This is a genomic window from Paenibacillus sp. FSL H8-0457, assembly GCF_038051935.1.
Taxonomy (GTDB): domain Bacteria; phylum Bacillota; class Bacilli; order Paenibacillales; family Paenibacillaceae; genus Paenibacillus_AQ; species Paenibacillus_AQ lautus_A.
On record NZ_CP150293.1, the window covers coordinates 5,526,804 to 5,551,021 of the forward strand.

Below are 24,218 nucleotides of genomic sequence, written 5' to 3' on the forward strand. Positions count from 1 at the left end.
ATTGACTAGATTCCTCCGATGTCAAAACACCATAAAGCATTCCAAAATAGAGCAAGATCGAGAGCAGTACTTTCGATTAGGATAGAGATGTTATTAAAGCCTGAAAGGAGATTTGCCACGAATGAACTTACTGGAACTGCGGCAGCAATTCGATGCAAACAAACGCATTTATGAAAGCGCCAAGCTTGTCTTCCGCGGAGTCGAGGGCTTCGATGTCTACAATCCTTCCATTCCGTTCGCATGGAACGGCAAGCGCTACATTTACGGACGCGTGGAGAAACGACATGAGTGGGCAAGGTCCTGGGTTCGCTTGTTCGAGCAGAGCGGTCCGGACGAGTGGACTGCCGTGCCGAATACGATGATTTATCAGCTTGAAGACCCTTATATTAGCGTGATCGACAAACAGCTTGTATTAGGCGGCACGCATGTCCGTTACAAGCAGGGACGGCTTGATACGTTCTACGGTTATTTCTACAAAGGCAGTGATCTTCACGATCTCTTCTACTTCACGACCGGTCCGGATTATATGAAGGACATTCGGCTCGTAGAGCTCCGGGACGGGAGAATCGGCGTCTTCTCCAGGCCGCGCGGCGAAGGGATCCGCAAGGAATTCGGCAGCGAGTCCTTGGTGGGATTCACCATCATCGACAGCCTTGACGATCTGTCACCGGAAATCATCGAGAACGCCCCTTATATCCGAGGATTATTCAGCAAGGATGAGTGGGGCGGCTGCAACCAGGCTTACTTGCTCGAAAGCGGGAAGATCGGCGTCATCGGCCATATCTGCTATGCTCAGGGAGATACGTCGACTTACATGAACATGGCTTTCGTACTGGACCCGCGGACGAATCAATTTTCGGATTTGAAAATCATCGGCACCCGGCCTTGTTATCCGGATGGCCCCGCCAAGAAGGCACATCTGACCGACTGCGCGTTCACCGCCGGCATCGAAATGCGTCCCGACGGCAAGGTCAATCTGTACAGCGGCATCGGCGATACCGAAGCGGCTCGCATCGTCATCGACTACCCGTTCGAGAAGGAAGGTGCCATTGTAACTTTATAATGCATGTTCAAAAAATCGGGTTTACAGGACCGAGAAGGTTGGATAAAGCTAGGGACTGAGTAGCGGAGCGTACATAGCGGGTACGTGAGCAACGGAAGGCCCGGCTGAATTCAAGATTCGATGTCGAACCCGCTTCCTGATCTGCTTCGTCCTGGAAAGACGACTTTTTGAACAACCTCTTATAGTTGTAATTCCATGATCGAGCTGCTGGATTACCCGGCAGCTCATTTTTATATCTGGTTGCGGTTTGGTATAGAACCATTCATTTTTATGCAAGGTGTCCCTTAAAAAGTTATTATTATAAGTTAATTAAAACACATACTTTATTCGACCCCATCGTAATACAGAGCACCACATAATTCAAACTTTTTATATCATTTCGCTTCTTTTTTACTTAATTCCTGAAAATTCCTCACCTATTCGACAAAATCTTTTCCGATTCACACTCCAACTACGTATACTTTTTAAACGGATGTGCGCTATAATTGAGGAAATGTTTATACGAGGTGAACTTACTTGAACAAGAAGGACTTGGCTCTGCCAAAGTACCAGATGGTAAAAGACTATGTCTTATCCCAGATCGAGAATCGGGAATTTACGAAAGACGATCGGATTCCTAGCGAGTCGGAGTTCTCCAAGCTGCTGGATGTCAGCTCCATCACGGTGCGTAAAGCGCTGTCCGAGCTGGTGAACGAGGGCGTGATCTACCGCGTCCGAGGTAAAGGAAGCTTTGTCGCCAGCCAAGCTGACGCCTCGGAGAAGACCTCCACCTCCAATCTGGTGGCCTTCGTCATCTCCGGCGTCGACCTGTACGACAGTTCGTATATGCAGATCATGAGAGGCATTCAGTCCTTTCTAGGCCAGCATGGCTGCAAGCTCATCATCGAATTCGTGGAGAACGACTTCGAACAGGAACGCGAGCTCATTCTGGGACTCATTCAAACGGAGCTAAGAGGTTTACTCATCTATTCCTCCGATCCCGAAGCTGCAAAGGGCTATCTCGGAGAGATTCGAAAAAAATCGATTCCGTTCGTGATGTTGGATCGTTCCCCTTCCGGCTATCCGGTTAACGTTGTCACCTGTAACAATCATGACGGTGCTTATGAAGCAGTAGAATACTTGATCCAGCAAAGACATCGGCGAATCGGATTCGCCGCTTACGACTATCATCTAAGCCCGGAGGTTGACCGATATAACGGTTATTGCAACGCCATGTCGAATGCGTCCATTCCGATACCCGATTCGCTTTTGTTCCTGGATAAGGAACTGGACTATGCTGAACTTGTCAGCCTTATCCAAAACGGAGAGCTGACCGCGCTGTTCTGCGCGAACGACAAGCGGGCCCTGGAGGTAATCGAACAGCTCACCGCACTTGACATACGTATACCCGAACAAGTATCCCTCATGGGCTTTGACGATTTCGAGAGCTCCAAGTTCGCCAAGGTGGCCTTGAGCACCGTGAAGCAATATTTCGACGTCCTCGGCTATGAAAGTGCCAAACTGCTGTTCGAAATTACCGAGGGCTCATCTTACGGCAATAAGAAAGTCATGTTGCCTACAAGCTTGGTCATACGCGACACGATCAAGCCGTTCCAAGGTTAGAGCAACGCCAAAAAGGCAATGGTTCCGGATTGTGCTGTGGAATCCATTGCCTTTTCACAATGCTGCCTGTCTGCTGTACTATTCGTCGCTGACGGATACGACATCGCCGATTGCATGCCAAGGCCTTAGCATTCTGCAAGTACCCTAAAACGACGAAGTAATCTACTCTAAGTTCAAATCCGAATGCAAATCATTCCCTGTCTGTGTCCGATAAGCGCTGAAGTCATCATATTCTTCGCCTTTCCAGATCCAAAGCGATTGATTTTTGCTGCTGTAGTGATTAAAGTCCACGATGTTCCCTTCATTTTGGGTGAACTCGTTGGTGATCATCAGCCCATCCTCATTCGCTTTGATGGAGTTATAGCGCATTTCATTGTTCCTTGTATCGAAGGCCAAATTGATTTCACCGTAACCAAGATGCTTGGTGTTGTTATCAGTGAACTCATTCTCTTTAATGATACAATTTTCCGTCCTTCCGCGATCTTCGTCATAGCCGCCAAGCGTGATGCCTGCCGCGCTATTGTTATAAATGCGGTTAAGTGACACCTCTACATTTGAAGTTGAACCTCCGGCATGCTCACTTGCCAATTCAATCCCAAAATCATTGTCGTGAATGTCATTGTCGATGATTGTGATATCTTTGCCACCGTCAACATAGATACCAGCGGCGGAATAGTCGTTTCCATATGCGGGATTGCCATAAGAGGAGTTGCTGTATACCTGATTCTCCTGAATAACACCGTTTCGCGCCTGATCTAGAACGGGGTTCGGTCCGGTACCTTCAAACCCGATGATGTCGACCCCGATATTGTTGTTATGATGCACGAGGTTCTTCGTAACACGAAACCCGTCTACGTTTCCATTAATCGCCATGGCCTCGCTGGCTCCCAGTTTCAGGTTGTACAGCTCATTTTGGGTAATAGCAATCTGCTTGAGCGGAGCCTCCGAGTTGCCGTAAACTGCAATGCCATGGGCATTACCGCCGCCTGCCTTCTGACCCGCATGGGTCCCCATATCGTGAACGCGATTCCCTATGATTTCGATATTTCTGCCGCTTCCGCTCACATGAATGCCGATGGGAGTGACATCAGCGGAACTTGTATCGTAATGGCGTATTTCCAGCCCTTCCACGCGTACATAGCTGGCATTGTCAATATGGATGACGCCATTTTCAACGGGTTGAACGCCTTTGCCGTCCATGACTGCCGTATGTCCCTTTGCACTGCGCAATGATATGTAGCCCTGGTCTGACGATCCTGATTTTTCGATGCTCACCGTTTGGTGATATACTCCTTCAAGAAGGATGACGGAACCGCCCGGCTTGACTAATTCGATTGCTTTCTGGATGCTGTCTAGCGGCGCATTCATCGTCCCCGGATTAGCGTCTTTACCTTGCGGCGAGACATAATAATCCCTTGCCGATGCTTCACCCGCTGCTCCCGCAGTCATGATCCCTGTTGAATCAGTTCCCGATTGTTCGGTGACAGAACTAATTGCATCACTAGGAAATATCTTAGCAATGAAGTAAGTTGTACTTACCAACAACAGAATGAGGAAACTGGCACCAAGAATAATCGAGATATTTTTTTTACGAATGATACCCACATCCTTAAAACCGAATAGTTAGTAGTATTTTATCAAGCCCGGGGTATTACGGCCAGCACGAGCTCATTCTTGTCCTCCGTGAGTGCGATTGTTGAGCGGCTTTTTATTTAAGGAGCCTGCCAGATCGAATCTAAAGGAAAAGGGAAAAAGACTAGCATGATCAGCGATTCTGATCATACCAGCCTTTTTTAGTTCGTCTCTTTTATATGAGTGAGGGTACACCATATGTTCCTACTGCGTCCTACTCCTTCTCGTTATTGCTTACATAACTCCATCGTTTATTCCACAGCCCCCGTCGCGCCGATCCGAAGGTCGACCTCTACGTGAAATTGAGCTCGGGCAAGCTCTTCGCCCCAGTTATCCTGGGCGGCCTTGTATAACGGATAATGATATGCTCTTGCATACAGGCCGAATCCTACCGGGTCAATTTTGTGCTTCTGAAATTTATCGATGAGCTTCTCAATGCTTTTCTTCATTTCCTTGCTTAAATTACTCGCCATTTCCTCGGAATTCTCCAGAAGCTCATATTCAAGAAACTTTTCCGTAATGCTGATAAACGAGTTTATCTTAATGTAGTAATGGAACCTGCCATCTTCATGGGAAGTTTTAACCTTCACCGAAATGTCCCCTATGCTAAAACTCACCAAATCGGTGTTAAAAGGTAATCGTTCCCGCACCCCTTCAACAGGAAAAGTGAGGCTGACTCCTGGTTTAGCTTCTTTTTTTAAAATTTGCAGAAGCGAAGTTTCTTGATAGCTAAGCGAATCCCGGTACTGTCCTTCTTGAGATAGCAGCGTCGTGCCCTTGAGCAAAATCTTTCCATTCTCGATCATGATCTCAGAGATAGCAGGGGTTATTGCACGGTCATGAAATTGTCTATGCATCTCTTGAGCCGTCGTCTTTACCGTTGTTGACCTCCTGCTTCCCGAATCGATCAGCGCTCTTAAAAACACGGAGGTTGTTGGCTGGTCCATTGCTTGAAAATTAATGATATCGGCAACGGGACCGTCATAAGCAATGATGCGGTTGGTAGTCGTATTGCGTGGGTCGCGGAACGTAACATCGAGCACTTTAAACCAATCCTTATATTGAAGCAGCTTCTTCCCCACAACGATCACCTGGAAATTACGGCCGGCAACCGCTCCTGGAAACTGGGCGTCTTCCTGGTTTCTTGCCTGTCTTAAACCTTCTGCTATTCCTTCCCCCTCACGGCTTTTCTTCTTAATGTCTCTGCTAAATACCGGTGCGGACAAATAATAACGAAGCTTCCCGTCTTTGACATCCAGACCGAGGGCTAAAGGTACGGTTGCATCTTCAAGATTGGTTTTGTCATTACTGCAGCCTATCAGGGCAAGCAGCAGCATGCAGCCCATAACCGCAGCAGAGAATGGTTTAACCCATCTCATGAGCGTCTCCCCCCTCTTACCTTTTTGGTCATGGCCACATACAGAAGAAGGCATACAGGCAAAGCAAATTCCATCACAAAACCCGTGAGGTTTAGGAAGTTATTAACTCGAGCGACATCGATAAAGCTTGGCCTATAGATGAAAAAACTAACCGCAACTGCGAAACACCAAACGGCTAGGTGACCCCTTTCTTTATCTTTCCCCAATAGCCATGCCGAGTTCATGGAGACAAGATGCATGGAAGGGATCCATATGCAAGAGAACACAAATAAATAGAATGCAATAAAGGGAACTTCTATCCGCTCAATAAACCGAAGTTCGATCGACTTCATGATGCTGATGACCGGTTCATTGAATTCGCCGATTTCATCAGGACTGAAGTACACATAACACACAAGGGTGATTCCCAGGTAAACCAGGCAGGTGAGCGTGTTCGAAATCACCATGGCCGTCAAAGCTTTTTCTTTTTTAACGAGATGGGGGTAAATAAAGAACGCGAGCCCGATACCCAGCATCGGGTAGAACATGATTTTTACGGTTGAAAGCACCGGAAACCAGCCCTCTTTTAAGACAGGCAGCAAATAAAGCCAGCGGGCATGGCGCAGTGTAGTTAAATAAACGAATGGAATCCATATGGAGATAAGCGCCACGATTTCGCTATATCTCCCGATTGCCTGGAACCCATGCTGCGCAATTTGAAACGTAGGAATGAGCAGCAGCAGCACTAGAATATAGATATACGTGCTGGGTAATAACCAAAGCTTGATAACAAGTGAAGCAATCATAAAACCGTCATAAGCCAGTAACAAATAATAGGCCATAAATATGAAAGCAGCTATTTTAGCTGCCCAGACTCCCATATACCGCTGTATCAACTCTAGTATCGAACCGTCTGGACTATTTTTCATCACCTTAACGAGCGCTGCGGATGCCAATGTTGCCATTCCCCAGCCAAAAAAAATCGCGATCCAACCATCCGTTCCCGCTTGTCTGGCCAGTTCTCTAGGAAGGGATAAAAATGCAACGCTGATTTGAAAAGCCGAAACCATCAGCGTAAATTGAAGCATGGATACCTGACGAATGGTCTTCATCTGTTATTGTTTCTCCTTCCAGCCTCGGGTCCTTCCTTGCCGTTTTGCTTGTATTGCTCTTGTACTTGTGGGACGGTTGCTCATCAGCCATAGCGGAACGCGCAGAAGGGTGTCCTTCCAGTCTGCAGCTTTAAACGGAGCAATCGGCGTACTGTAGGAGGTATTAAGCGAGTTAAGCGTGATGAGTCTCCCCATGATCGTCATCATGCCCACAATCAGGCCAATGAAGCCGAACCAAGTCGCAAGAACCATGATCATGAATCGCATGAGACGGACGGCAGCCAACATATCTTGATTAGGAATAATGAAAGAAGAGATAGCCGTGAAAGCAACTACGATCACCATGACATTGCTGATCAGTCCTGCTTGCACCACAGCCTGTCCGATCACGATACCGCCAACGATCCCCACCGTCTGCCCAATAGGAGCAGGAAGCCGAACCCCCGCTTCCCTCAGCATCTCAAGCGTGATTTCCATAATGATCGCTTCCACGAATGGAGGAAACGGAACTTGCCCCCGTGATTCGCCAAGTGTTAGCAGCAGTTTCATGGGGATGATTTCAAAGTGATAAGAGATGACCGAAATGAAAAAACCAGGTAAAAAAATAGCGATGAAAAATGCAAAGATTCGCAAAATTCGAAGGAACGACGATATGGACCAACGAGAGCTGTAATCATCCACCGTCTGAAAAAAAGACATAAAAGTTGCAGGCGCCACCAAAACACTGGGCGAACCGTCCACAACAACGACGCAGCGTCCTTGCAAAATATGTGAAGCGGCCGTATCCGGCCTTTCGGTCGTAAGGATCTGCGGAAGCAGCGCAAGAGGCTGGTCTTCAATGAATTCGGCTAGCTCGCCGGTATTAATAATGGCATCGACATCGATGGATTGAATGCGTTCCTCGAATACCTTAATAATTTCCGGTTGAGCGACATCTTCCAAATAAATTAACGTAACCGCCGTTTGTCCCCTTCTTCCAACGATGTAGCGCCTTAACTTCAACTCCTTGTCTGGGATATAACGACGGATCATGGCAATATTTTGAGAGCCGATTTCAATGAATCCTTGATGCGCCCCTTTGAGTGAGGGCTCCTGCTGCGGATCTTCGATCGCGCGTGTAGGCAGTCCTTTGGTGTCCAGTATATACGCGATGCCGCGACCTTCGATGAACAACACGCTGTTACCGAGCATAAGGTTCAGCCTCAGTTTAGTCCATAAGGATTCAGGCTTTACATATCCTACATTTGTAATAAAGTCATCGGACGGGTTCCCGGACTCAAGCTGAAGCGGAGCAAGAATATCGTGATTGAGGCATGTCTTATCGGTCAATTCCTCCATATACACGATTGCCGCTTTTTCCCCGGTTTGTTTAATGGTTAGTTTTCGTACGATCAGGTCGGGAGTATCCGTGAACATGTCTTGGATTCTGCCTATGGACTCGGTTAGACACGGAGTAATTTGTTCCTCTTGCTCATGGTTGGCAGAATGTTCCTTCATCATGTTAGGCTCCCTTCCTCACTGGATGTTTTTCCTTATTATGTTGATTTTGGACACGGTTATGCATTCCCGCTAGGTTCATAACCCGTTACGATACAGGTATACTTCGAACTTGGCCAGGATTAAGCAATTAGGCATCGCTTGGAGTCAAATCAAAAAGGCGGATTGGACAAAAGTCATCCAGGTCCGCCTTAAGTTTTTCTTTGTGTTTGAATTCTTCACCAAAAGCCCGTGTTCAGGGAATGAAAAACCTATGCGGCACGTATCCTCGTGCCTTCAAGATCTGCTATTTCTTCCATAAACGAAATATAACGTAATGGACGACATGATCATCAGTATCACCGAATAAACCAAGGTCAACGCTTTGGTATCCGCTAGCGCCTGCGCATCCGTGCTGTTCTTGATGACGATTCCTAACGGCTGGTACAAAGGATGATAGAGGAACACGGTAACGTCATAATCGGCCAAAATCCCGTTGAAATTCAAGGCAAGCACAGCTAGCGTCGACGGTAGAATGATCGGCAGCAATACTTTTCTGAACGTATAGAACGGCTTGGCACCCAAATTCCTTGCAGCATCTTCCAGATTGCTGTCCAGGCTGAAGAAGGAGGCCTTGACCATTCGCAGGGTGAAAGGAATATGGATGATGACGTAGGCAATCAGAAGCATCCAGATCGTGCCAACCAATACCGTATTCCCGATCATCAGCTTCGGCGTGTTAAAGGTTACGATCAGTCCGATCGCAATCAGCGTCGACGGCAGAATCCACGGAATCAGCAATGCGTATTCCAGGGCAAGCGCCCACTTATTCTTATATTTATGCAATATCCTTGACGCGGCCAGCGCCAATGCGACGACAATGACCGAGGCTGCCGCAGCATATAGAATACTCACAAGATAAGGCTTGAATGCCGACATGGATGAAAACACTTGAATGTAATTATCCAACGTGAAGCTGTTTATATTCAACGTGGCGGTAGAGATACTTGCCGCATCGGTGAACGAAAAGATGATGATCAGCACAACCGGAACGATGTAGAGGACAAACAGGCTGTAAGCCAGAATATGAGCGGCTATGTTACCGGATTTGCTGCGGATTTTTTGTTTGACCAGCTCCGATTTGACTTTGGAGACCGACATGAAGTTGCCTTTACGTTCGAACCGGATCATCACGGTCAACAACACCAGTGTGGCTACTCCGAGAATAAGCGCCAGCAGCGCAGCCAAATCTCTTGACGTCATGCTTTTCGAGAACGTCAGAATCATCGGCGTAATCGTCTGGAATTCCTTCCCCCCGAGAATAAGCGGCGCGGACGTCGCAGCCAGGCCGGTGAGAAAAGTCAGGATCGTCAACGCATAGATCGTAGGCTTCAGGACCGGAAGTACGACCCGCCTTAAGATATACCAAGTAGACGCCCCCATATTTCTCGCGGCCTCCACCGTTTGGAAGTCGATTTTGCGAATCGCATTGCTCAGGAACAGGAAGTGGTTCGACGTGCATGCGAACGTCATGACGAATAAAACCGCCCAGTAGCCATGAAACCATGTCGTATTAAAAGAAGGGAACCATTGAGCCAGGAGCTTGGTCATAAACCCTTCTTCGCCATAAACGAATTTATAGCCGGACACCAGCACGACTCCGCTGTAAATCAAGGTCGTAAAATAACCCAACCGCAAAAATTTTGCGCCTTTGATATCGAAATATTCCGAAATCAAAACCAGCGTTATACCCACCACATTTACCGTAATGACAAGGGAAAAGGCGAGAATAAAGCTGTTATATAAACTTCTCATCGCGCGCTCGGAAGAAAACAGCTTCTCTGCCGCTTCGAGCGTAAATTTGCCGTCCTTAAAGAAAATTTCGCCGTAAATATTCAAGTTCGGATAAATCAGAAAGGCAATGACAAACCAGGCAATCAACCCGTATAAAAGGATCGAAACAGGGTTTACGGAAGCCAGCCGGGCGCTCAGGTTCCGGGCATTCATGCTTCCCCCTCCTTCATCGGGTATTGCAAAATATCGCGGACCGGGAGGTAGATGTCCACATCGTCACCGACCTCATGATGGACGATCCGGCTTTCGATTTCGATGGTCTTTAGCCGTCCGCCGCCGGCAATCTCCAATACGTACTTGCTGTATAAACCGTAAAATTCCCGGTCCGCGATCTTGCCTTTCAGTTCGACCGTATCGATCCCCTGCAGGGGCAGCAGGCTTACCTTTTCATTGCGGATATAGGCGATATTCCCTGGCTGAACAACATCGTTCAACCGGCTGTTCTCCACCATCCGCGGATCGATCCGATTAATATCTCCTATGAAATTGCATACAAATTCCGTTTGCGATTGATTGTAAACTTCCAAGGGCGTTCCCACTTGCTCCAGGACCCCATGATTGAATACTCCAATTCGGTCGGACAGCGTTAATGCTTCTTCCTGGTCGTGCGTGACATAAATCGTGGTGATCCCGAATTTCTTCTGCAGTTGTTTCAGCTCGTTGCGCAGCTGCACCCGCAGCTTGGCGTCCAAGTTGGATAAAGGTTCGTCCAATACCAAGATGCTCGGCTTCAAAACCAGCGCCCTGGCAATCGCGACGCGCTGCTGCTGGCCTCCGGATAGCTCCGATACCTTCTTGAACAGCTGATCATCTTTCAAATCAACCTTCCGGGCAATGTCCTTTACCTTCTGGTCCACTTCCGCCTTGGAAAACTTCTTGACTCGCAAGCCGAAAGCAATATTCTCGTACACATTCATCGTTGGAAACAATGCATAACTTTGAAATACCATTCCGATCTCTCTTTTTTCGATCGGCAAACGGGTAATGTCGGCGTCTTTCAGCAGGATCTGTCCGCTCGTAGGCATAATAAACCCGACCAGACTGCGGAGGGTCGTCGTCTTCCCACAACCCGAGGGACCGAGGAACGTGAAGAATTCCCCTTCCCGAATATGCAAATTAAGGTTTTTGACCGCATGAAATTCTCCGAATTTAATATCAACGTTCTGGAATGTAATCATATTTATTGCATAATCTCCAATTCGATTTTCTCCGCCCACAGATCCATGTTTTCGGCAATAAAGGCCCAATCGAAATCTTGTGGTTTTAACGAAGTAAACAGCTCCTTGACGGACTCATTGGCTTGCTCGACCGCCTTCGTATTTGCCGGCATGGCATTGAACTCAGCCGCAAATTCCCCTTGGACTTCGCTGGATCCGAGCCATTCCACGAACCGCTCCGCCGTTGCCTGCTTCTTCGTTCCGTTCACGATCGCCGCATGTTCCACGACCATCGGTACGCCGATTTCCGGACTGACAATGCCTGCTTTCACGTTATATTGCTCTTCCTTCTGCTGCAGGGTTCCGGAGACGAGCGCTCCCAGCGGGGTTTTACCGCTGGCCAAATTGGCATAGAAGTCTTCGCCCTCGACTGCGCTGACACCGTTGTCATACAATTGCTGAATTTCATTCCAGCCCTCCTCGGATACCCCGAGATCGCCGTTCGGATCTTGGAAACGGGTCAGAATGCCCGCTACAACAAGGCGAGGCGTATTTTGTCCAAGCAGCGTAGGAGCTTCGTATTTCCCTTTATACGCATCGTTCTTATAAAGGTCCGTCCAGTCCTTTGGCGCAGTATCTGCCGTGAATTCGTTCGGGTTATAACCAAGCAGAATCGCTTGCTTCACAAGCCCATGATAGTAGCCTTCCGGATCGTTCAAGCCCTGCTCAACATCTCCGGCCCAGCTCGGTACAAACTTAGCCAGAGCGTCTTCCTTTTTCAAATTCTCATAGAGCATATTGTTCAAGCCGTATACGACGTCCGCGATCGGGTTGTTCTTCTCGGCAATCAACCGGTTCGTCAAGTCGGCGCCGCCCGCTCCGACAATTTCGATGTCAAAGCCCGCACCCTTCGCTTTCTCCATCAGCCATTCGCCGCGGCCGTCGGAGTTCGCATTGGTGTACACGATCAGCTTTTCATTCTGGGCTGGTTCATTTGATGACGATTCCGACGGAGCCGGTGTCCCCTCCGAAGTGCCCGTGTTAGCATTGCCGGCATTGTTGCCGCCTCCGCAAGCCGAAACAATCACACACATAATGAGAAGTAGCGCCATTGAAAGTTTTCTCATGATTTCCTTAACTCTCCTTTGATCGTGTCATTTTGTTTGGTTTAAATGTTGATGATCAACCCGTCATATGCCGGTAAAATTCCGGCGGGGCTGAAGATGCGGACAAAATCCTCATGTAGCAGCTTGGAATTATGGCTAAAATGTGTGACGACGATTTGGCCTTCAGGCTTCAGGATATTTTCTTTTTGAAACTCGCGCTGGGCTTCCAGCACCGTTTCCACGCACATATGATTGCGGTCGCGGGAGTTCCCCGTATATCCATGCGTGCAGTCGAGAATGGCGCAATCCAGGCTTTTGCCCTTTAACCACGCCCATGTCGCATCCGGGAACCAGCCCGAATCATGCCCGTACAGCAGTTTTTTCCCTTCCTTTTCGATCACGTATAATAGACAGGTTTCCATCCGGTCATGATCGGCCAATAATGGCGTTACCGTTGCATCGCCCATAGCAAAGGTCTCATACGGGCGCAACAGATGAAATTGATACCTTTGTCCTTCAAAGCGGCCGATGGCAGCACGCGTGTGATGCATCACGGTACCATTCCCATAAATGTGCAATGGATGCTGGAGGCCGTGCGCAATCCCTTCCCTGCGGCATTCCAGATCAACGGCATTGTAATGGTCCGAATGCGAATGGGTGACGAGCAGATGCTCGATTGCTCCCAGATCGATATTGTCCCGCAGCGCCTGCATATAGGAATCCGGGGAATAGTCAAATTTGATGACATCGTCCAGGATGGCGGAAGTCCGTGTGCGGATATTTTCCCCCCCAAGCTCCCGCGCTTTGTTGCAATGCTCGCAGCGGCAAAATGCATTGGGGAAGCCCTCTGCGGCTGCGGTTCCTAGAAAGTGAATTTTCAAAGTCATGTCTCCTTGCCATGCAACCGATAGTGATCCATTTTACGCCCAGGACTGAACGGACTGCCGTTCTACTATCGATGTTTTAATTTTAATGGTGATGGGATTCTCGTTGGAGTTGCCAACGCGCTTCATCAGCAAATCAACGGCCGATCGGGCAAGCTTCTCGGTATCTTGTCGAACCGTCGTAAGCGGTGTCGGAATATATGCCGCTAACTGGATATCGGAGAACCCGACGATGGACAGCTTTTCAGGAACCGGAATCCCCATTTGCAATGCGGTGTGAATTGTCGAGATGGCGACATGGTCATCCCCGCACATGATGGCCGTCATCCGGGGATTGTCCTGAATAAACCGCTCCTGTTCCGGATCGAGCTCATTAATGCGGCTGGTATCGCAAGTGACGCTTCGAAAATGAATGTTCTGGATCTTCACCGGAATTTTATGATCGAGCAGCGCTTGGATATAGCCTTGATACCGTTCCTTCCGGCTTGTGATATTGTCGATCGGGTTCGAAGTGTATCCGACCTCCCGGTGCCCCTTCTCGATCAAATACTTGGTCATTTGATAAGAGCCCATATAGTGGTCGTGATACACGCAATCGATCTCCACTTCATGGAAAATACGATCGATGATCACCAGCGGCAGTTTGCAAAGCTTTAGTCGCAGCACCTGATCGCTGCAGGTCTTCCGCCCCTGAGGAAACAGAATGATGCCGGTGATCCCTCCTTCGGCCAGCCTTTCCAGACAAAGATCCTCATCGTCGCGGTCCTTCGTCATTTTTAAAATGAGGTCGCACCCGTGCTTTCGCACTTCAGCCTCGGCGGCGGCGATGATTCTGGAAGTGTAATCGGATAGATGGGGCATAATGAGCGCGATCTGTCCGAACGGCCTCTCCACGTTCGGTGCCGCCTCGGTGACCTGGGGTGAAGTTCCTCCATGGACCATCAATCCATCTTGCGGCTGGGCAAGGAAGGTCCCTCTGCGGGGGAGGCGGTAAACCAGTCCCTGCTCTGCCAGCTTTTGAAGCGCCAGCTTGCTCGTCATTCGACTCACGCCAAATAACTTGGCAAGCTCTCCTTCGGATGGAACAGGATCATGCGGCCGCAGCCGACGACTCTGAATAATCTCGATTACCTGATCAGCCACCCGGTGATATAATTGATTCTGTTTCATCAAACGTGCATCTTTCATCAAATTATCCCTCTAATCGTTGAGTCGACTCGTATCCGCAAGGGATCTAATTTGAAGTTAATTTATGTCACTGACATATTCAATGATATATATGTAAAAGTCTCGTAAATTCTATGTTAAATCGTAAATCCGATCTCCTGAACCCCATATTACATATCAGTGATTTATTCTGGCACAGGTGAAAAAAAGCGTCCCGCAAGCCTTGAAAAAAGACTCGTGGGACGCTTTGGGTTATTATGGCCGGGTAAATTCCGCCCGGTCAAAGCTTCCGATAAAAAACAAAAAGCCTTGATTTCTCTAGGGTTTTTCTTCGTATGGAGCCTGAGGGGATCGAACCCCTGACCTCATCGCTGCCAGCGATGGAAATGTAGGCCGTGATTTATTGACGACATGCCCAGGTGCATGAATTGATTCCTGTTGAGCGATTTCTTTTACCAGATCAGGGTTTACATCTACTGCCTTGGCATTGGTCAATGAAACGGCGAGTAATAGCAAAAACAAGACAAGTCTAACTGCTGCCATTTAAGGGACTCTTTGTTAAACTTGGAAATCCCGATCATTCTCTATGATCGTATACCCCTATTCCTTTACCTCTTCGGTATCGATATGCGAAATGACTGCGGCTTCGCATGACAGCTCCTGATCTTCCCGCATTTTACGATAGGCGTACACAGTATGGGGTTAAACCGCTGCAGAATGAGCAATAGGGTCATGATCACGTTCGCCGGCTGCCTTCAAAAGGCTATATGACCCATCCTCTCCCGTTAGTTCAATGATGGTTCCTTGATTTGATTTATTACGGTCTTTGTATCTAATCCATTTCTAAGTATCAAAATGTATCCTACCCCACAAAAATGTTCCGTTCACACAAAAAAGTGCGTACTTTTCACCAATTAGTAAGGGTGATAACCTTACATACAGAACGATCGATCCACAATTGATTGAGCGACACACGGTCGTTAAAAAAACATAGGTGAGGTGCTAAGAAATGAAGGAATATCAACTTATTTTGAAAGAGAAGAAAATCGTTTGGGGAGAAACCATAGATATCGAGCGGCTTATTGACAACAAACCAGTCAACACCATCAGACAGAGCGAAAACTCGAACATGGATTGGAATTTGCCTGCAGGCGTATATCGAGCCAAAGAGATTGTTATCGAACTCGATAAAATGCTTGAGGCCATGCTGGTTCAGCTGGGCGAACCAGTGAATAGCGATCCGACAGTACTCTTAGATAGCCTGTTAGCCAATTTGGCGATTTCCGGACGCTTGTCTTCTTTGCCCTTAAAATCATTGGAACTTGAAGATCATGCCGGTATAGAGATTAGATCTCAAGCGGTACGTATCGGAGAACAATTGGTAAGCTGGGCCAGAGAGATCAATGCTGAGAAAAGGACATTGGCTGAGTATGGGTCAGAAACGCTTAGTGAACTGGAATTTCGAAGCCACTGTTATGGTCATCCGCTGACCCCGGAAGCTACTGCTCAGGTTTGGGGACCATTCGGCGGACCAAGGATTATGCAGATTTATAATGAATACTTACACCAATTCGTTTTACTTCGGGATGCCTTGTTGCCATTTGCCAATTGGGAAGAGGTTCCGTTTGAAGTCAAGGAATATAGGGAATTCAAAGGATTGCGTTTTCTGGAGCCATCCCGAGAAGTATTCTTAACGCAACTGTTCAAGAAAAAATTGACACACAAATCGATCATCAACTATGCACAAAGTGTGGTTAGCTCTGGGCTCAAAAAGGTCGGTTACGGTTTCCAATATCGTCTAGGTACCGTTTTGCCGGCTGGTTTGGGTGAGTCTCCCCGCACGGCATCCCGCTATCTCCTGAGATGGCATCCCGTACAAACGATACAGATAGAAGATGCAGAAGGTTTGGCTGCAGTCTCCTTCGATTATGAATATGAAGATTATTATTCCGCACCCCGTAAAGAGGCAGGAAAAGGAACACCGGCAGACGACGAATTACTTCCTGAGTATGGGGAGGATTACAATGAACCATCGATTGCCCGGTTGCTGCCAAATACCAGTACAGATCGAACGACCCTACAGTTCAGTTTCGAGATGAAAGGCAGCAAGTTTACAGTAGATCTTGGTCAGCTTTTTAGGGGGCAGCGCTTTTTATATCGGCCACAAAGAAGCAGCGATGCCGGGAGCGAACTTATAAAACGAGAATACATCCACTGGCACCCTGCTGAAGACATTCTCTCGCACTCCGGATTGGTCACCAATGCAGATGGCATCCATTTCATTCCGACTGCCAAAAATGAACTTGTCCTATGGGCTTTACTAGGCAAACTCTATCCCGAAAATGTAGTTTTATTGGATAAAGGAGATCAGGAGGAACTGGAAGCGGCTTATGTTTCCGGCAAAGGCTTCGGTACGCAATTTCTAGTGCTGTAAATCGTGGAATGAAATCCAAATTCCATTTTGGATAGAAAGGGAGACTCTATATTGACCAGACAACAAAAGTTTTTGACAATGAATTTATTTTTATTGACCTTTATTCTGGGGACCAGTGAGTTTTTGATGGTCGGATTATTATCTGAAGTTGCCACTGATATGAAAATCGCCATATCGACTGCAGGCTTTCTGGTGACGGCTTTTGCGTTTACCTTTGCTATATGTACCCCGGTCTTTACGGCATTATTCAGCCGTTTTTCCAAATTCCCGCTCATCCTTGTCTTGCTCAGCATATTTATAGTTGGGAATATCGTCACGGCTTTATCAGGATCGTATGGAATGCTTCTGGTGTCCAGAATAATCACGGCCGTGGTTACCGGCGTCTTGATTGCACTCGCGATGTCAGTAGCAAGTCAAGTCATGCCTCCGGAAAAAAGAGGGCCGGTGATCTCCATCATCTTTACTGGTTTCACTGTGGCTAGCGTCCTTGGCGTACCCCTTGGCACTTTTATCGGACAATGGGGCGGATGGCATTTGGCCTACTGGTTTACCACATTGTTGGGAATCATTTCTTTGATAGCAAGCATCGCAACCATTCCTAGAGGACTAAAAGGAAAACACAGTTCACTCACAAAACAACTCAGATTGCTCGCTTATCCCAGAATTGTGCTTGCTTTTGCCATTATGATGTTAAGTATAGCAGCTACTTATAGCATCTATACGTATTTAGCTCCTTTGCTTCAGGATGTGCTTTTTGTTCCAGCTCGTTATATTAGTCTCATCTTTTTACTGTATGGTGTTGTGTCTATTTTCAGCACGCTAATCGGAGGAAAGCTGGCTGTCGGTGACGGGATGAAAAAAATGCGCTATGTGCTTCTGGCTCAAGCCGTCATCTTAGTGTCACTTTATTTTACTTCCGATTCTCTTGTTGGAGGACTCGTCAGCATCTCATTCATGGCTCTCGTTGTTTATCTTATGAACTCGACGATGCAGTTGTACTTCATTGATTTTGCTGATGAGCATGTTCCGGAGACAAGAGACTTAGCCTCGTCCTTAACCTCCGTTGCCAACAATGTTGGCATTGCGATCGGATCCGCTTTAGGTGGCTTTGTCACTACAAACATGAAGCTTATTGATCTATCATGGTCTGGTGGGATTGTGGCCGTACTCGCAGCAGTGTTGGCATGGGTCAACTATCGTTTGAAGCAAGGAACTGTCAGTACGACTAAAGAGAATAATGCACTGCATGAGCAATACGAAGGAAATATATAATTAAGACATATAAAAGCAGGAGGTAATTGGGAAAAGTACCTCCTGCTTTTCGAGTGTCAAGAGCAGCCCGATCAAGGCAAGATTAATGGTAAATGGACAGATTGTAGCTTTTTTATGCATTCTTGTGATTTGTGTACAATACTTCATCGGGAAAGCTTTCAATATAGTCGGTTCCAAAATCGCATAACATCGTGAGCATAGGGGCCAGTTGTTCGCCTAGCCGAGACAAGCAATATTCCACTTTTGGCGGTGAAGCTGGATAAACCTTGCGAATAATAAGTCCGTCGCTTTCTAGCATTCTTAGCTGCATCGTAACCATGCGTTGGGTTGCTTCAGGAAGTTCCCGTCGCAGCTCATTGTACCGTACTGGACCTTTTGCTAAGCGGTTTAAAATGGATATCTTCCATTTCCCACTAATTAAGCCGAGTACAATTTCCGAGGTACAGCGATATTCTTTGTCTCTAAAGTTTATCATCTGTCGACACATCCTTTTTAGAAAAGATTGTGTAAAAGCAAGTTGTCTCTCTTCAGCCAATTCGAATTACAGACTATTCATTCCATATATTATCTTCAAACAGCTCAATTCTTGTCAAGGACTTCTGGATCGATTAGTATAAAATTAATAAAGGAGGTCATCTTATGCCGCGAACAGGACGTCCACGTACATTTAATCGTGACGAGGCGGTTGCCGCCGCCATGATTCTTTTCTGGGAATATGGCTTTGAATCCACTTCACTGGCTCAGTTAAAGGCAGCAATGGGAGATATATCATCTGCAAGTTTTTACGCAGCGTTTAAGTCAAAAGAAGAACTGTTCCGTGAAGTGATTGATCGCTACATATCGATGTATGGACATGCTTCGGAAACTTTCAAAAATACAAACATAACGTCGAGAGCAGCCATGGAAATGGGATTGCTAGAAGCAGCTCGGTTCCAGACAGAGAACACTCACCCTTTAGGTTGTCTGTTGGTTTTGTCCACAGTTAACTGTTCTCCTGAGCAACAACATATCCAAGACCTTCTGTCAAAGGAAAGAAAGAGAGTCCGGGGGTGGATCAAAGATTGTATAGAACGAGCCATAGCCAACGGGGAGTTGCCAGGATCCACGGATATCTCCATGGTGATTACGTTATTTGAAACCTTCTTACGAGGGATTTCTACACAAGCCCGAGACGGTGTTCCATACGAGGAAATTGCAGCTGCCATAACTCATTTGATGAGCGTATGGGATTCGTTATCTGTTGAACACGATATTCGGGAGGATTGATTGAGCATACAAATTACTCAATAAGTGGCATCGATGCCCATACGACGACCAATCTAAAAAACAATAAATTGAATTAAAAGAGCTCACTCTCTTTTTCTGATCAGCACGTTAATGTCACATATATTGAGCTATGCTGTCCAATTGTTTAACGAGGTTGCCCGATCTATTCCGCGGCAACCTCGTTGTGTTTTAATGAAATTAACGTTTCCCGGCATGGATATGGTCACACCGTATTGAGGCATCTGTCCGGAGGTCATGACGGCTTCCTCACTCGCGATGAAGATAATACGGCCGTATTCGCGACTCAGCATGGAAGACAAATAAAACTTGGTTACGTCGTTGGCGGCGAGAAAGTTCGTGCAGAAGTACTTCTCCCATAGCGCATCGTCTACTTCGTAATAGGACATGATCTCATTGATGCCCATGCTGTTGACGAGGATATCGACGTTCCTGACACCGTGGATATATCAACCGTAAATGATAATTTACTTAATTCGAATTGCTTTCATCTCCCTTGGCCAGCAGGTTAACGGCCGTTCCAACCCAACCGGCGCTTTGCACTTCTGGAACTCAGCCATTAACTTGAACATTCCCTCCAAGATATTCAAGGCTATATATATCGGAGATTTTTTCCAGCACACGCTGCGCATGTTCTGTAAATTTCAAGTCCGCAATCCGATCTTTGAACAGAAACACGCCGATCTCATTGCTGTTTTTGCCGAGAGCTCCCTCATATATTAGGTTGGCTCCATGAGTAGGCGGAGAGGAAAAAAACTTCATAAACAGTTCAAATCCTGCGGTCAGTCCGGAGTCTTTTCCTTTTCTTAGCGTATTGTTAATGCCTGGGTCAACGCTGCGGATCTTGATGCCTTCCTTGGCAAGCTGCGGTGCGACGGCTTGGGTCCACAACGAAAGAGCCAGCTTTGAAGTCGCATAGGGTCCATACATTTTGCGGAAGGTTTTGGGATGCTCCAATTTTTCGATCGTAAACTCCTTCGTAAATCTAAACACCTGCGACGAAGTGTTAATCACGGTTTTTAAGCTGCCGTTCTTCAACAGCTCCTTCAATTCCATCAGAATAATAAAAGGAACGACCGTCAACAATTCATAATGCAATTCGCGGCCTTGTTTCGAATAGCGCAGCTCACTTAAGCCTCCTCCGGCGTTGTTAAACAAAATATCGATCCGCTGTTCCTTGCTTTTGATTTCTTCCAAAGAGTGCCTCAAGCTGCCATAATCGGTGAGATCCTTCACTTTATAGGCTCGGAGCCGTCCGTCCTTGAGATGATTTTGGAGGAATCTATCGTCCGCTGGAAAATCCGACCGGTTCAAAGCAACCACCTGCCAGTTCTCCGACAGCATTTTGCGGGTCAATGCCAACCCGATCCCGTTACTTGCGCCTGTAATCAGTGCAATATGTTCTCGTTGGTTCTTACTCAATGCATGTCCTCCTTCATTCTGAATTTCATCGGTTAATGCGCTCATCAGTCAGAGTCTGGCAGGAGGATCAGTTTGCCGCGGGCACCCCCGCTCAGGCTGATTTGAACAGCTGAACGCCATTCATCGAGTTCGAAAGTCTTCGCGACCGGAATCGTGAACTTGCCGTCCGCTGCATACCCGGCAAAGTCGCCGACAACGTCATAACGTGCGGTATGTAGTTCTCCATAGCTGGTGCGAACGCCAAGTTCAGCGGCTGCGGCGAAATCGCTGACGGTTAGGACATGCTGGGGATGCCCGTTGACGATTTCGACCAGATCTTTCAATGAACCGCTGTTTGGCGCCGTATCCAGGGCGAGGTCAACCGGCTGTTTTGCCAGTTCGGTCACTCGTTCGACCATTCCATCACCGTACGAGGTCACCAACGCCCCCATTGAGCGGAGCTTGTCGGCGTAGGTGGGCCCAGCGGTTGCGATCACACGGGCACCGCGCATGAGGGCAATTTGAACGGCGGCGAACCCTACCGTGGTGCCGGCTCCGTGCACGAGTACGGTCTGACCTGATTTCACCCCAAGAGTATCAATGCCACGGTAAGCGGTTTCGACTGCCATTGGCAACGCTGCAGCTTGAACAAAGTCGAGTCCGGCCGGCATTCGGAACCAGTAGTACATAATCGCTTGATCCGACGCACCGGCGCTCGATCCATTCATGAAATCTGCCCCACCCAGAACGGAATCGCCGATGGCAACATCGGTTACGCCCTCTCCGATTGCGTCTACAATACCGGCCACGTCCAGCCCGATTCCGCGAGGCAAGGGCAATTGAGCGGCAAAATGGCCTTGGCACGTCACCCAGTCAACCGGATTTAAGCCGCAAGCGCGTACTCTCACGTGAATGCGTCCCGGCCCTGGCTCTGGGATCGCCACCTCATCCAAGCATAAGACATCCGTTGGTTCTCCGTATTCGTGGAACCGGATGGTCCGCATGGTATTCTCCATTGTGATCTCCCCTCCATTTTGCTCTGATAAATTCGCGTTCTGTGATTTCGAACGGTCTTCCAAGGAAAACAACGAACTCCTAAACTATAAAATTCACTAGAAGCCAGGGGGTCATGAGGAGAACCTATGCCCCCTGCCCTCGCTTTAATAGTCAGGTGTGCGAACTGAGGAGCTTAAATCTGGGAGCCGCCTCCATCGACAGGGAACTCAGCCCCGGTGGTATAGGTGGCCTCAAATGCTAGAAATGCAACAGCCTTGGCTACCTCAACTGGATCGCCTAAACGCAGCATTGGAATCTGCTGTCTCATCTGTGCCTTTGTCTGTTCGGCAGCTTCTTCAGGCATTGACTTTTCCATGATGCCTGTGTCAATAACGCCGGGACTGACTGCGTTGACGCGAATATTTCGAGGTAATAACTCGCGCGCCAGACCTCGAGTCATGGAGCGCAGCGCTGCCTTACTAGCTGCGTAAGCACTGAGCATTGGGAGACCCACTACGTTCACGATTGAGGTGGTAAGGACTACCCCGCTACCTGAGCCTAACAGCGGAGCGAGTTTCTGCACGGTAAAGTACGGTCCTTTGGCATTGATTGTAAGTATCTCGTCGTACTTTTCTTCTGTCATTGCTTCGAAAGGGACAAACCCCGTGACACCAGCGTTAACGAACAGGGCATCTACGGTTCCAAATTCAGCCTCCACTCGATCGGCTAATGCGGCGATATCCTTCAATGAGGCGGCATCGCTTAAGACCGCGATCGCGTGGCTTCCGAGTTGTTCACGAGCCGCATCCAGCGTCGCCTGAGTACGTCCGGTAATCAGAACGTGTGCGCCTTCATCCACTAGCAATTTCGCCGTCGCAAGGCCGATTCCGCTGCTACCTCCCGTGATCACGACCTTTTTTCCAGAAAATTTACCCTTACTGAATGATTCCATTTAAATCGTCCTCCCTTTGATAATCCGTAATCGGATGATTAGGTACAGGAGCGATTATACATCAGTAAATTTAATAAGTAAACAAAATTAATTAAATTAGTTCATTTAATTAATTTCATACATAAAGGGCAGCAAATTTGTTATAATATGTTTTATAGGCATCAAAGGGAGGTACTTATCCGTGAGAAAAGCTGTGAGTGTAGATACCTATGTGGAAAAAATAAAACCCATTATAAGAAAAACAAAATTCAGCCAACTGAAAGTCGACGATCTCGCAAAATATATGGATATCAGCAAAGTGACACTCTATAAGCATTTTTCCTCCAAAGACGACATCATCGAACAAGTCGTGGATTATTACATTGATTATTCGAAGAAGGCTGACACCGTTGTGAAAGACGATTCCGTCTCTTTTTTGGATCGTTTTCAATTAACATTTTTACAATCTTTGATGTGTGCCGCGTATATCTCTGATTTGTTCTTGCAAGATCTGAAGGAATTTTATCCACACCATTTTGAGAATCTGTCCGTTGCCCTGCAAAATCGGAATAAAAGCTTACAAACTTTTTTTGAATCCGGTATGGAGCAACAGGTTTTCAACAGATTGAATGCCGTGTTGTTTATGGTTCAAGATGACGCTGTTCTGCGACGCTTTATCGAGCCGTCATTTTCGATTCAGTATGATATCACTGTGAAACAAGCGATTATGGATTTCTACTACATGAAGCAGTATCAATTGCTCAAACCTGAATATCTGAAGATGATTGACGACTCCGATATGGAAAGGAAGATCGTTCATATTTTGCAAGCCATTTCGTAAGTGAAGCATCCATATCCGATTCCGTTGTGGACTACATTGCTAGACGTCTTCCCATAAGAGTTGAGTGTTACGCTGAACGTGAACAGACGAAGTATAAGCACCTTAACGAATGTAAACTTCCATGATAGATGTGGGGCGGATGCTAAAATAAACAACGAATAAAAGTTTCAGTTCATAATCAGTAATTGCCTACAGACAATCACGCTGCTCCGCGGCACCAGCGATAGTATTAAAACGACTGTAAATTTCCATATCATAGCCCTTGTGAATAAAGCATTAGTTGACCCTTGAAATCGAAAAAGCGACAGCCATGGACGAGAAAATAATGTCCTAGACTTTCGCTTTTTCATTGAACGCTAACGTTACCTATTAAATTAATCCCACAAAAGTATTAAGCAATCGGTGTACATTTTTTACTGGTTCGTCTGGCTACAAAAGAACAACATCACCCTCCTCTGGAATGCCTCCAATTACCAGTACTTCAGATTCAAAGCTATCAACGCTTAAGACCCATTCACCAAAACCTATCTCCAACTTCATTGCAGGATTTGGAATTTATGGAAAATTATTCGCTTTAAGCACAGTACCGATACGGATATCATTTGAAAAAATCATCAAGTGTTGCCAAGAGTATGCCTTGCTCCTTTT

General features: G+C 47.2%; 20 protein-coding genes and 2 pseudogenes. 6 read left to right on the plus strand and 16 right to left on the minus strand.

The window, feature by feature from the left end:
- Nucleotides 1–121 precede the first annotated feature (121 nt).
- Together MHI43_RS24595 and MHI43_RS24600 are read left to right on the plus strand one after the other, a co-directional pair.
- Nucleotides 122–1,063 (plus strand): DUF1861 family protein, encoded by a 942-nt coding sequence (locus MHI43_RS24595; protein ID WP_036659707.1) that lies wholly within the window; start codon nucleotides 122–124, stop codon nucleotides 1,061–1,063.
- Nucleotides 1,064–1,579: 516 nt separating this feature from the next.
- Nucleotides 1,580–2,665: a GntR family transcriptional regulator gene (locus MHI43_RS24600; protein ID WP_036659709.1), complete on the plus strand. Its 1,086-nt coding sequence runs from the start codon at nucleotides 1,580–1,582 to the stop codon at nucleotides 2,663–2,665.
- Between the two features lie 162 nt (nucleotides 2,666–2,827).
- On the opposite strand, the gene MHI43_RS24605 is transcribed toward MHI43_RS24600, so the two are convergent.
- The 10 genes from MHI43_RS24605 to MHI43_RS24650 all read right to left on the minus strand — a co-directional run bounded on the left by MHI43_RS24605 (nucleotide 2,828) and on the right by MHI43_RS24650 (nucleotide 14,954).
- The gene (locus MHI43_RS24605) at nucleotides 2,828–4,270 is read right to left on the minus strand and encodes a DUF1565 domain-containing protein (protein WP_036659711.1); all 1,443 of its coding nucleotides are present in this window, start codon (nucleotides 4,268–4,270) and stop codon (nucleotides 2,828–2,830) included.
- 278 nt (nucleotides 4,271–4,548) lie between these two features.
- On the minus strand, nucleotides 4,549–5,676 hold the full coding sequence (locus MHI43_RS24610) for a Ger(x)C family spore germination protein (RefSeq protein WP_036659714.1): 1,128 nt from the start codon (nucleotides 5,674–5,676) through the stop codon (nucleotides 4,549–4,551).
- Nucleotides 5,673–6,767: an endospore germination permease gene (locus tag MHI43_RS24615; RefSeq protein WP_036659716.1), complete on the minus strand. Its 1,095-nt coding sequence runs from the start codon at nucleotides 6,765–6,767 to the stop codon at nucleotides 5,673–5,675. The genes MHI43_RS24610 and MHI43_RS24615 overlap by 4 nt, the downstream gene beginning before the upstream one ends.
- 3 nt (nucleotides 6,768–6,770) lie before the next feature.
- Complete coding sequence (locus MHI43_RS24620; RefSeq protein WP_036659718.1) at nucleotides 6,771–8,267, minus strand: spore germination protein; 1,497 nt, start codon at nucleotides 8,265–8,267, stop codon at nucleotides 6,771–6,773.
- A gap of 273 nt (nucleotides 8,268–8,540) precedes the next feature.
- Nucleotides 8,541–10,250: an iron ABC transporter permease gene (locus MHI43_RS24625; protein WP_015736941.1), complete on the minus strand. Its 1,710-nt coding sequence runs from the start codon at nucleotides 10,248–10,250 to the stop codon at nucleotides 8,541–8,543.
- Complete coding sequence (locus MHI43_RS24630) at nucleotides 10,247–11,275, minus strand: ABC transporter ATP-binding protein (protein ID WP_036659720.1); 1,029 nt, start codon at nucleotides 11,273–11,275, stop codon at nucleotides 10,247–10,249. The genes MHI43_RS24625 and MHI43_RS24630 overlap by 4 nt, the downstream gene beginning before the upstream one ends.
- Nucleotides 11,276–11,277: 2 nt before the next feature.
- A complete protein-coding gene (locus tag MHI43_RS24635; RefSeq protein ID WP_036659722.1) occupies nucleotides 11,278–12,381 on the minus strand; it encodes an extracellular solute-binding protein in 1,104 nt (367 codons plus the stop codon).
- Between the two features lie 41 nt (nucleotides 12,382–12,422).
- Nucleotides 12,423–13,241: an MBL fold metallo-hydrolase gene (locus MHI43_RS24640; RefSeq protein WP_036659724.1), complete on the minus strand. Its 819-nt coding sequence runs from the start codon at nucleotides 13,239–13,241 to the stop codon at nucleotides 12,423–12,425.
- Between the two features lie 39 nt (nucleotides 13,242–13,280).
- Nucleotides 13,281–14,432, minus strand: a complete 1,152-nt coding sequence (locus MHI43_RS24645; RefSeq protein WP_036659727.1) for a GntR family transcriptional regulator — start codon at nucleotides 14,430–14,432, stop codon at nucleotides 13,281–13,283.
- 297 nt (nucleotides 14,433–14,729) lie between these two features.
- Nucleotides 14,730–14,954, minus strand: coding sequence for a hypothetical protein (locus MHI43_RS24650; protein WP_155989817.1), 225 nt, complete (start codon nucleotides 14,952–14,954; stop codon nucleotides 14,730–14,732).
- A gap of 466 nt (nucleotides 14,955–15,420) precedes the next feature.
- Here MHI43_RS24650 and MHI43_RS24655 point away from each other — a divergent pair, with 466 nt between their 5' ends.
- Nucleotides 15,421–16,845 carry a hypothetical protein gene (locus MHI43_RS24655; RefSeq protein WP_036659729.1) on the plus strand — a complete coding sequence of 475 codons (1,425 nt, stop codon included), beginning with the start codon at nucleotides 15,421–15,423 and terminating at the stop codon, nucleotides 16,843–16,845.
- A 51-nt stretch (nucleotides 16,846–16,896) separates the two neighbouring features.
- On the plus strand, nucleotides 16,897–18,117 hold the full coding sequence (locus MHI43_RS24660) for an MFS transporter (RefSeq protein ID WP_036659732.1): 1,221 nt from the start codon (nucleotides 16,897–16,899) through the stop codon (nucleotides 18,115–18,117).
- A gap of 112 nt (nucleotides 18,118–18,229) precedes the next feature.
- On the opposite strand, the gene MHI43_RS24665 is transcribed toward MHI43_RS24660, so the two are convergent.
- The gene (locus tag MHI43_RS24665) at nucleotides 18,230–18,592 is read right to left on the minus strand and encodes a helix-turn-helix domain-containing protein (protein ID WP_036659734.1); all 363 of its coding nucleotides are present in this window, start codon (nucleotides 18,590–18,592) and stop codon (nucleotides 18,230–18,232) included.
- 164 nt (nucleotides 18,593–18,756) lie between these two features.
- On the opposite strand from MHI43_RS24665, the gene MHI43_RS24670 reads away from it, so the two are divergent.
- A complete protein-coding gene (locus MHI43_RS24670) occupies nucleotides 18,757–19,383 on the plus strand; it encodes a TetR/AcrR family transcriptional regulator (protein WP_015736948.1) in 627 nt (208 codons plus the stop codon).
- A 212-nt stretch (nucleotides 19,384–19,595) separates the two neighbouring features.
- Here MHI43_RS24670 and MHI43_RS24675 read toward each other — a convergent pair.
- The 4 genes and pseudogenes from MHI43_RS24675 to MHI43_RS24690 form a co-directional block, all read right to left on the minus strand.
- Nucleotides 19,596–19,832: pseudogene (locus MHI43_RS24675) on the minus strand (SDR family oxidoreductase); the annotation flags it as partial.
- A gap of 121 nt (nucleotides 19,833–19,953) precedes the next feature.
- Entirely contained in the window at nucleotides 19,954–20,823 is an 870-nt protein-coding gene (locus tag MHI43_RS24680) for an SDR family NAD(P)-dependent oxidoreductase (protein WP_036659739.1), read from the minus strand.
- 44 nt (nucleotides 20,824–20,867) lie between these two features.
- Complete coding sequence (locus tag MHI43_RS24685; protein WP_081746244.1) at nucleotides 20,868–21,818, minus strand: NADP-dependent oxidoreductase; 951 nt, start codon at nucleotides 21,816–21,818, stop codon at nucleotides 20,868–20,870.
- 173 nt (nucleotides 21,819–21,991) lie between these two features.
- Nucleotides 21,992–22,750 carry an SDR family oxidoreductase gene (locus MHI43_RS24690; RefSeq protein ID WP_015736951.1) on the minus strand — a complete coding sequence of 253 codons (759 nt, stop codon included), beginning with the start codon at nucleotides 22,748–22,750 and terminating at the stop codon, nucleotides 21,992–21,994.
- 181 nt (nucleotides 22,751–22,931) lie between these two features.
- Here MHI43_RS24690 and MHI43_RS24695 point away from each other — a divergent pair, with 181 nt between their 5' ends.
- On the plus strand, nucleotides 22,932–23,570 hold the full coding sequence (locus MHI43_RS24695) for a TetR/AcrR family transcriptional regulator (RefSeq protein ID WP_036659741.1): 639 nt from the start codon (nucleotides 22,932–22,934) through the stop codon (nucleotides 23,568–23,570).
- Between the two features lie 429 nt (nucleotides 23,571–23,999).
- On the opposite strand, the pseudogene MHI43_RS24700 reads toward MHI43_RS24695, so the two are convergent.
- Nucleotides 24,000–24,198 (minus strand): annotated as a pseudogene (locus tag MHI43_RS24700) (hypothetical protein).
- Nucleotides 24,199–24,218: the final 20 nt, after the last annotated feature.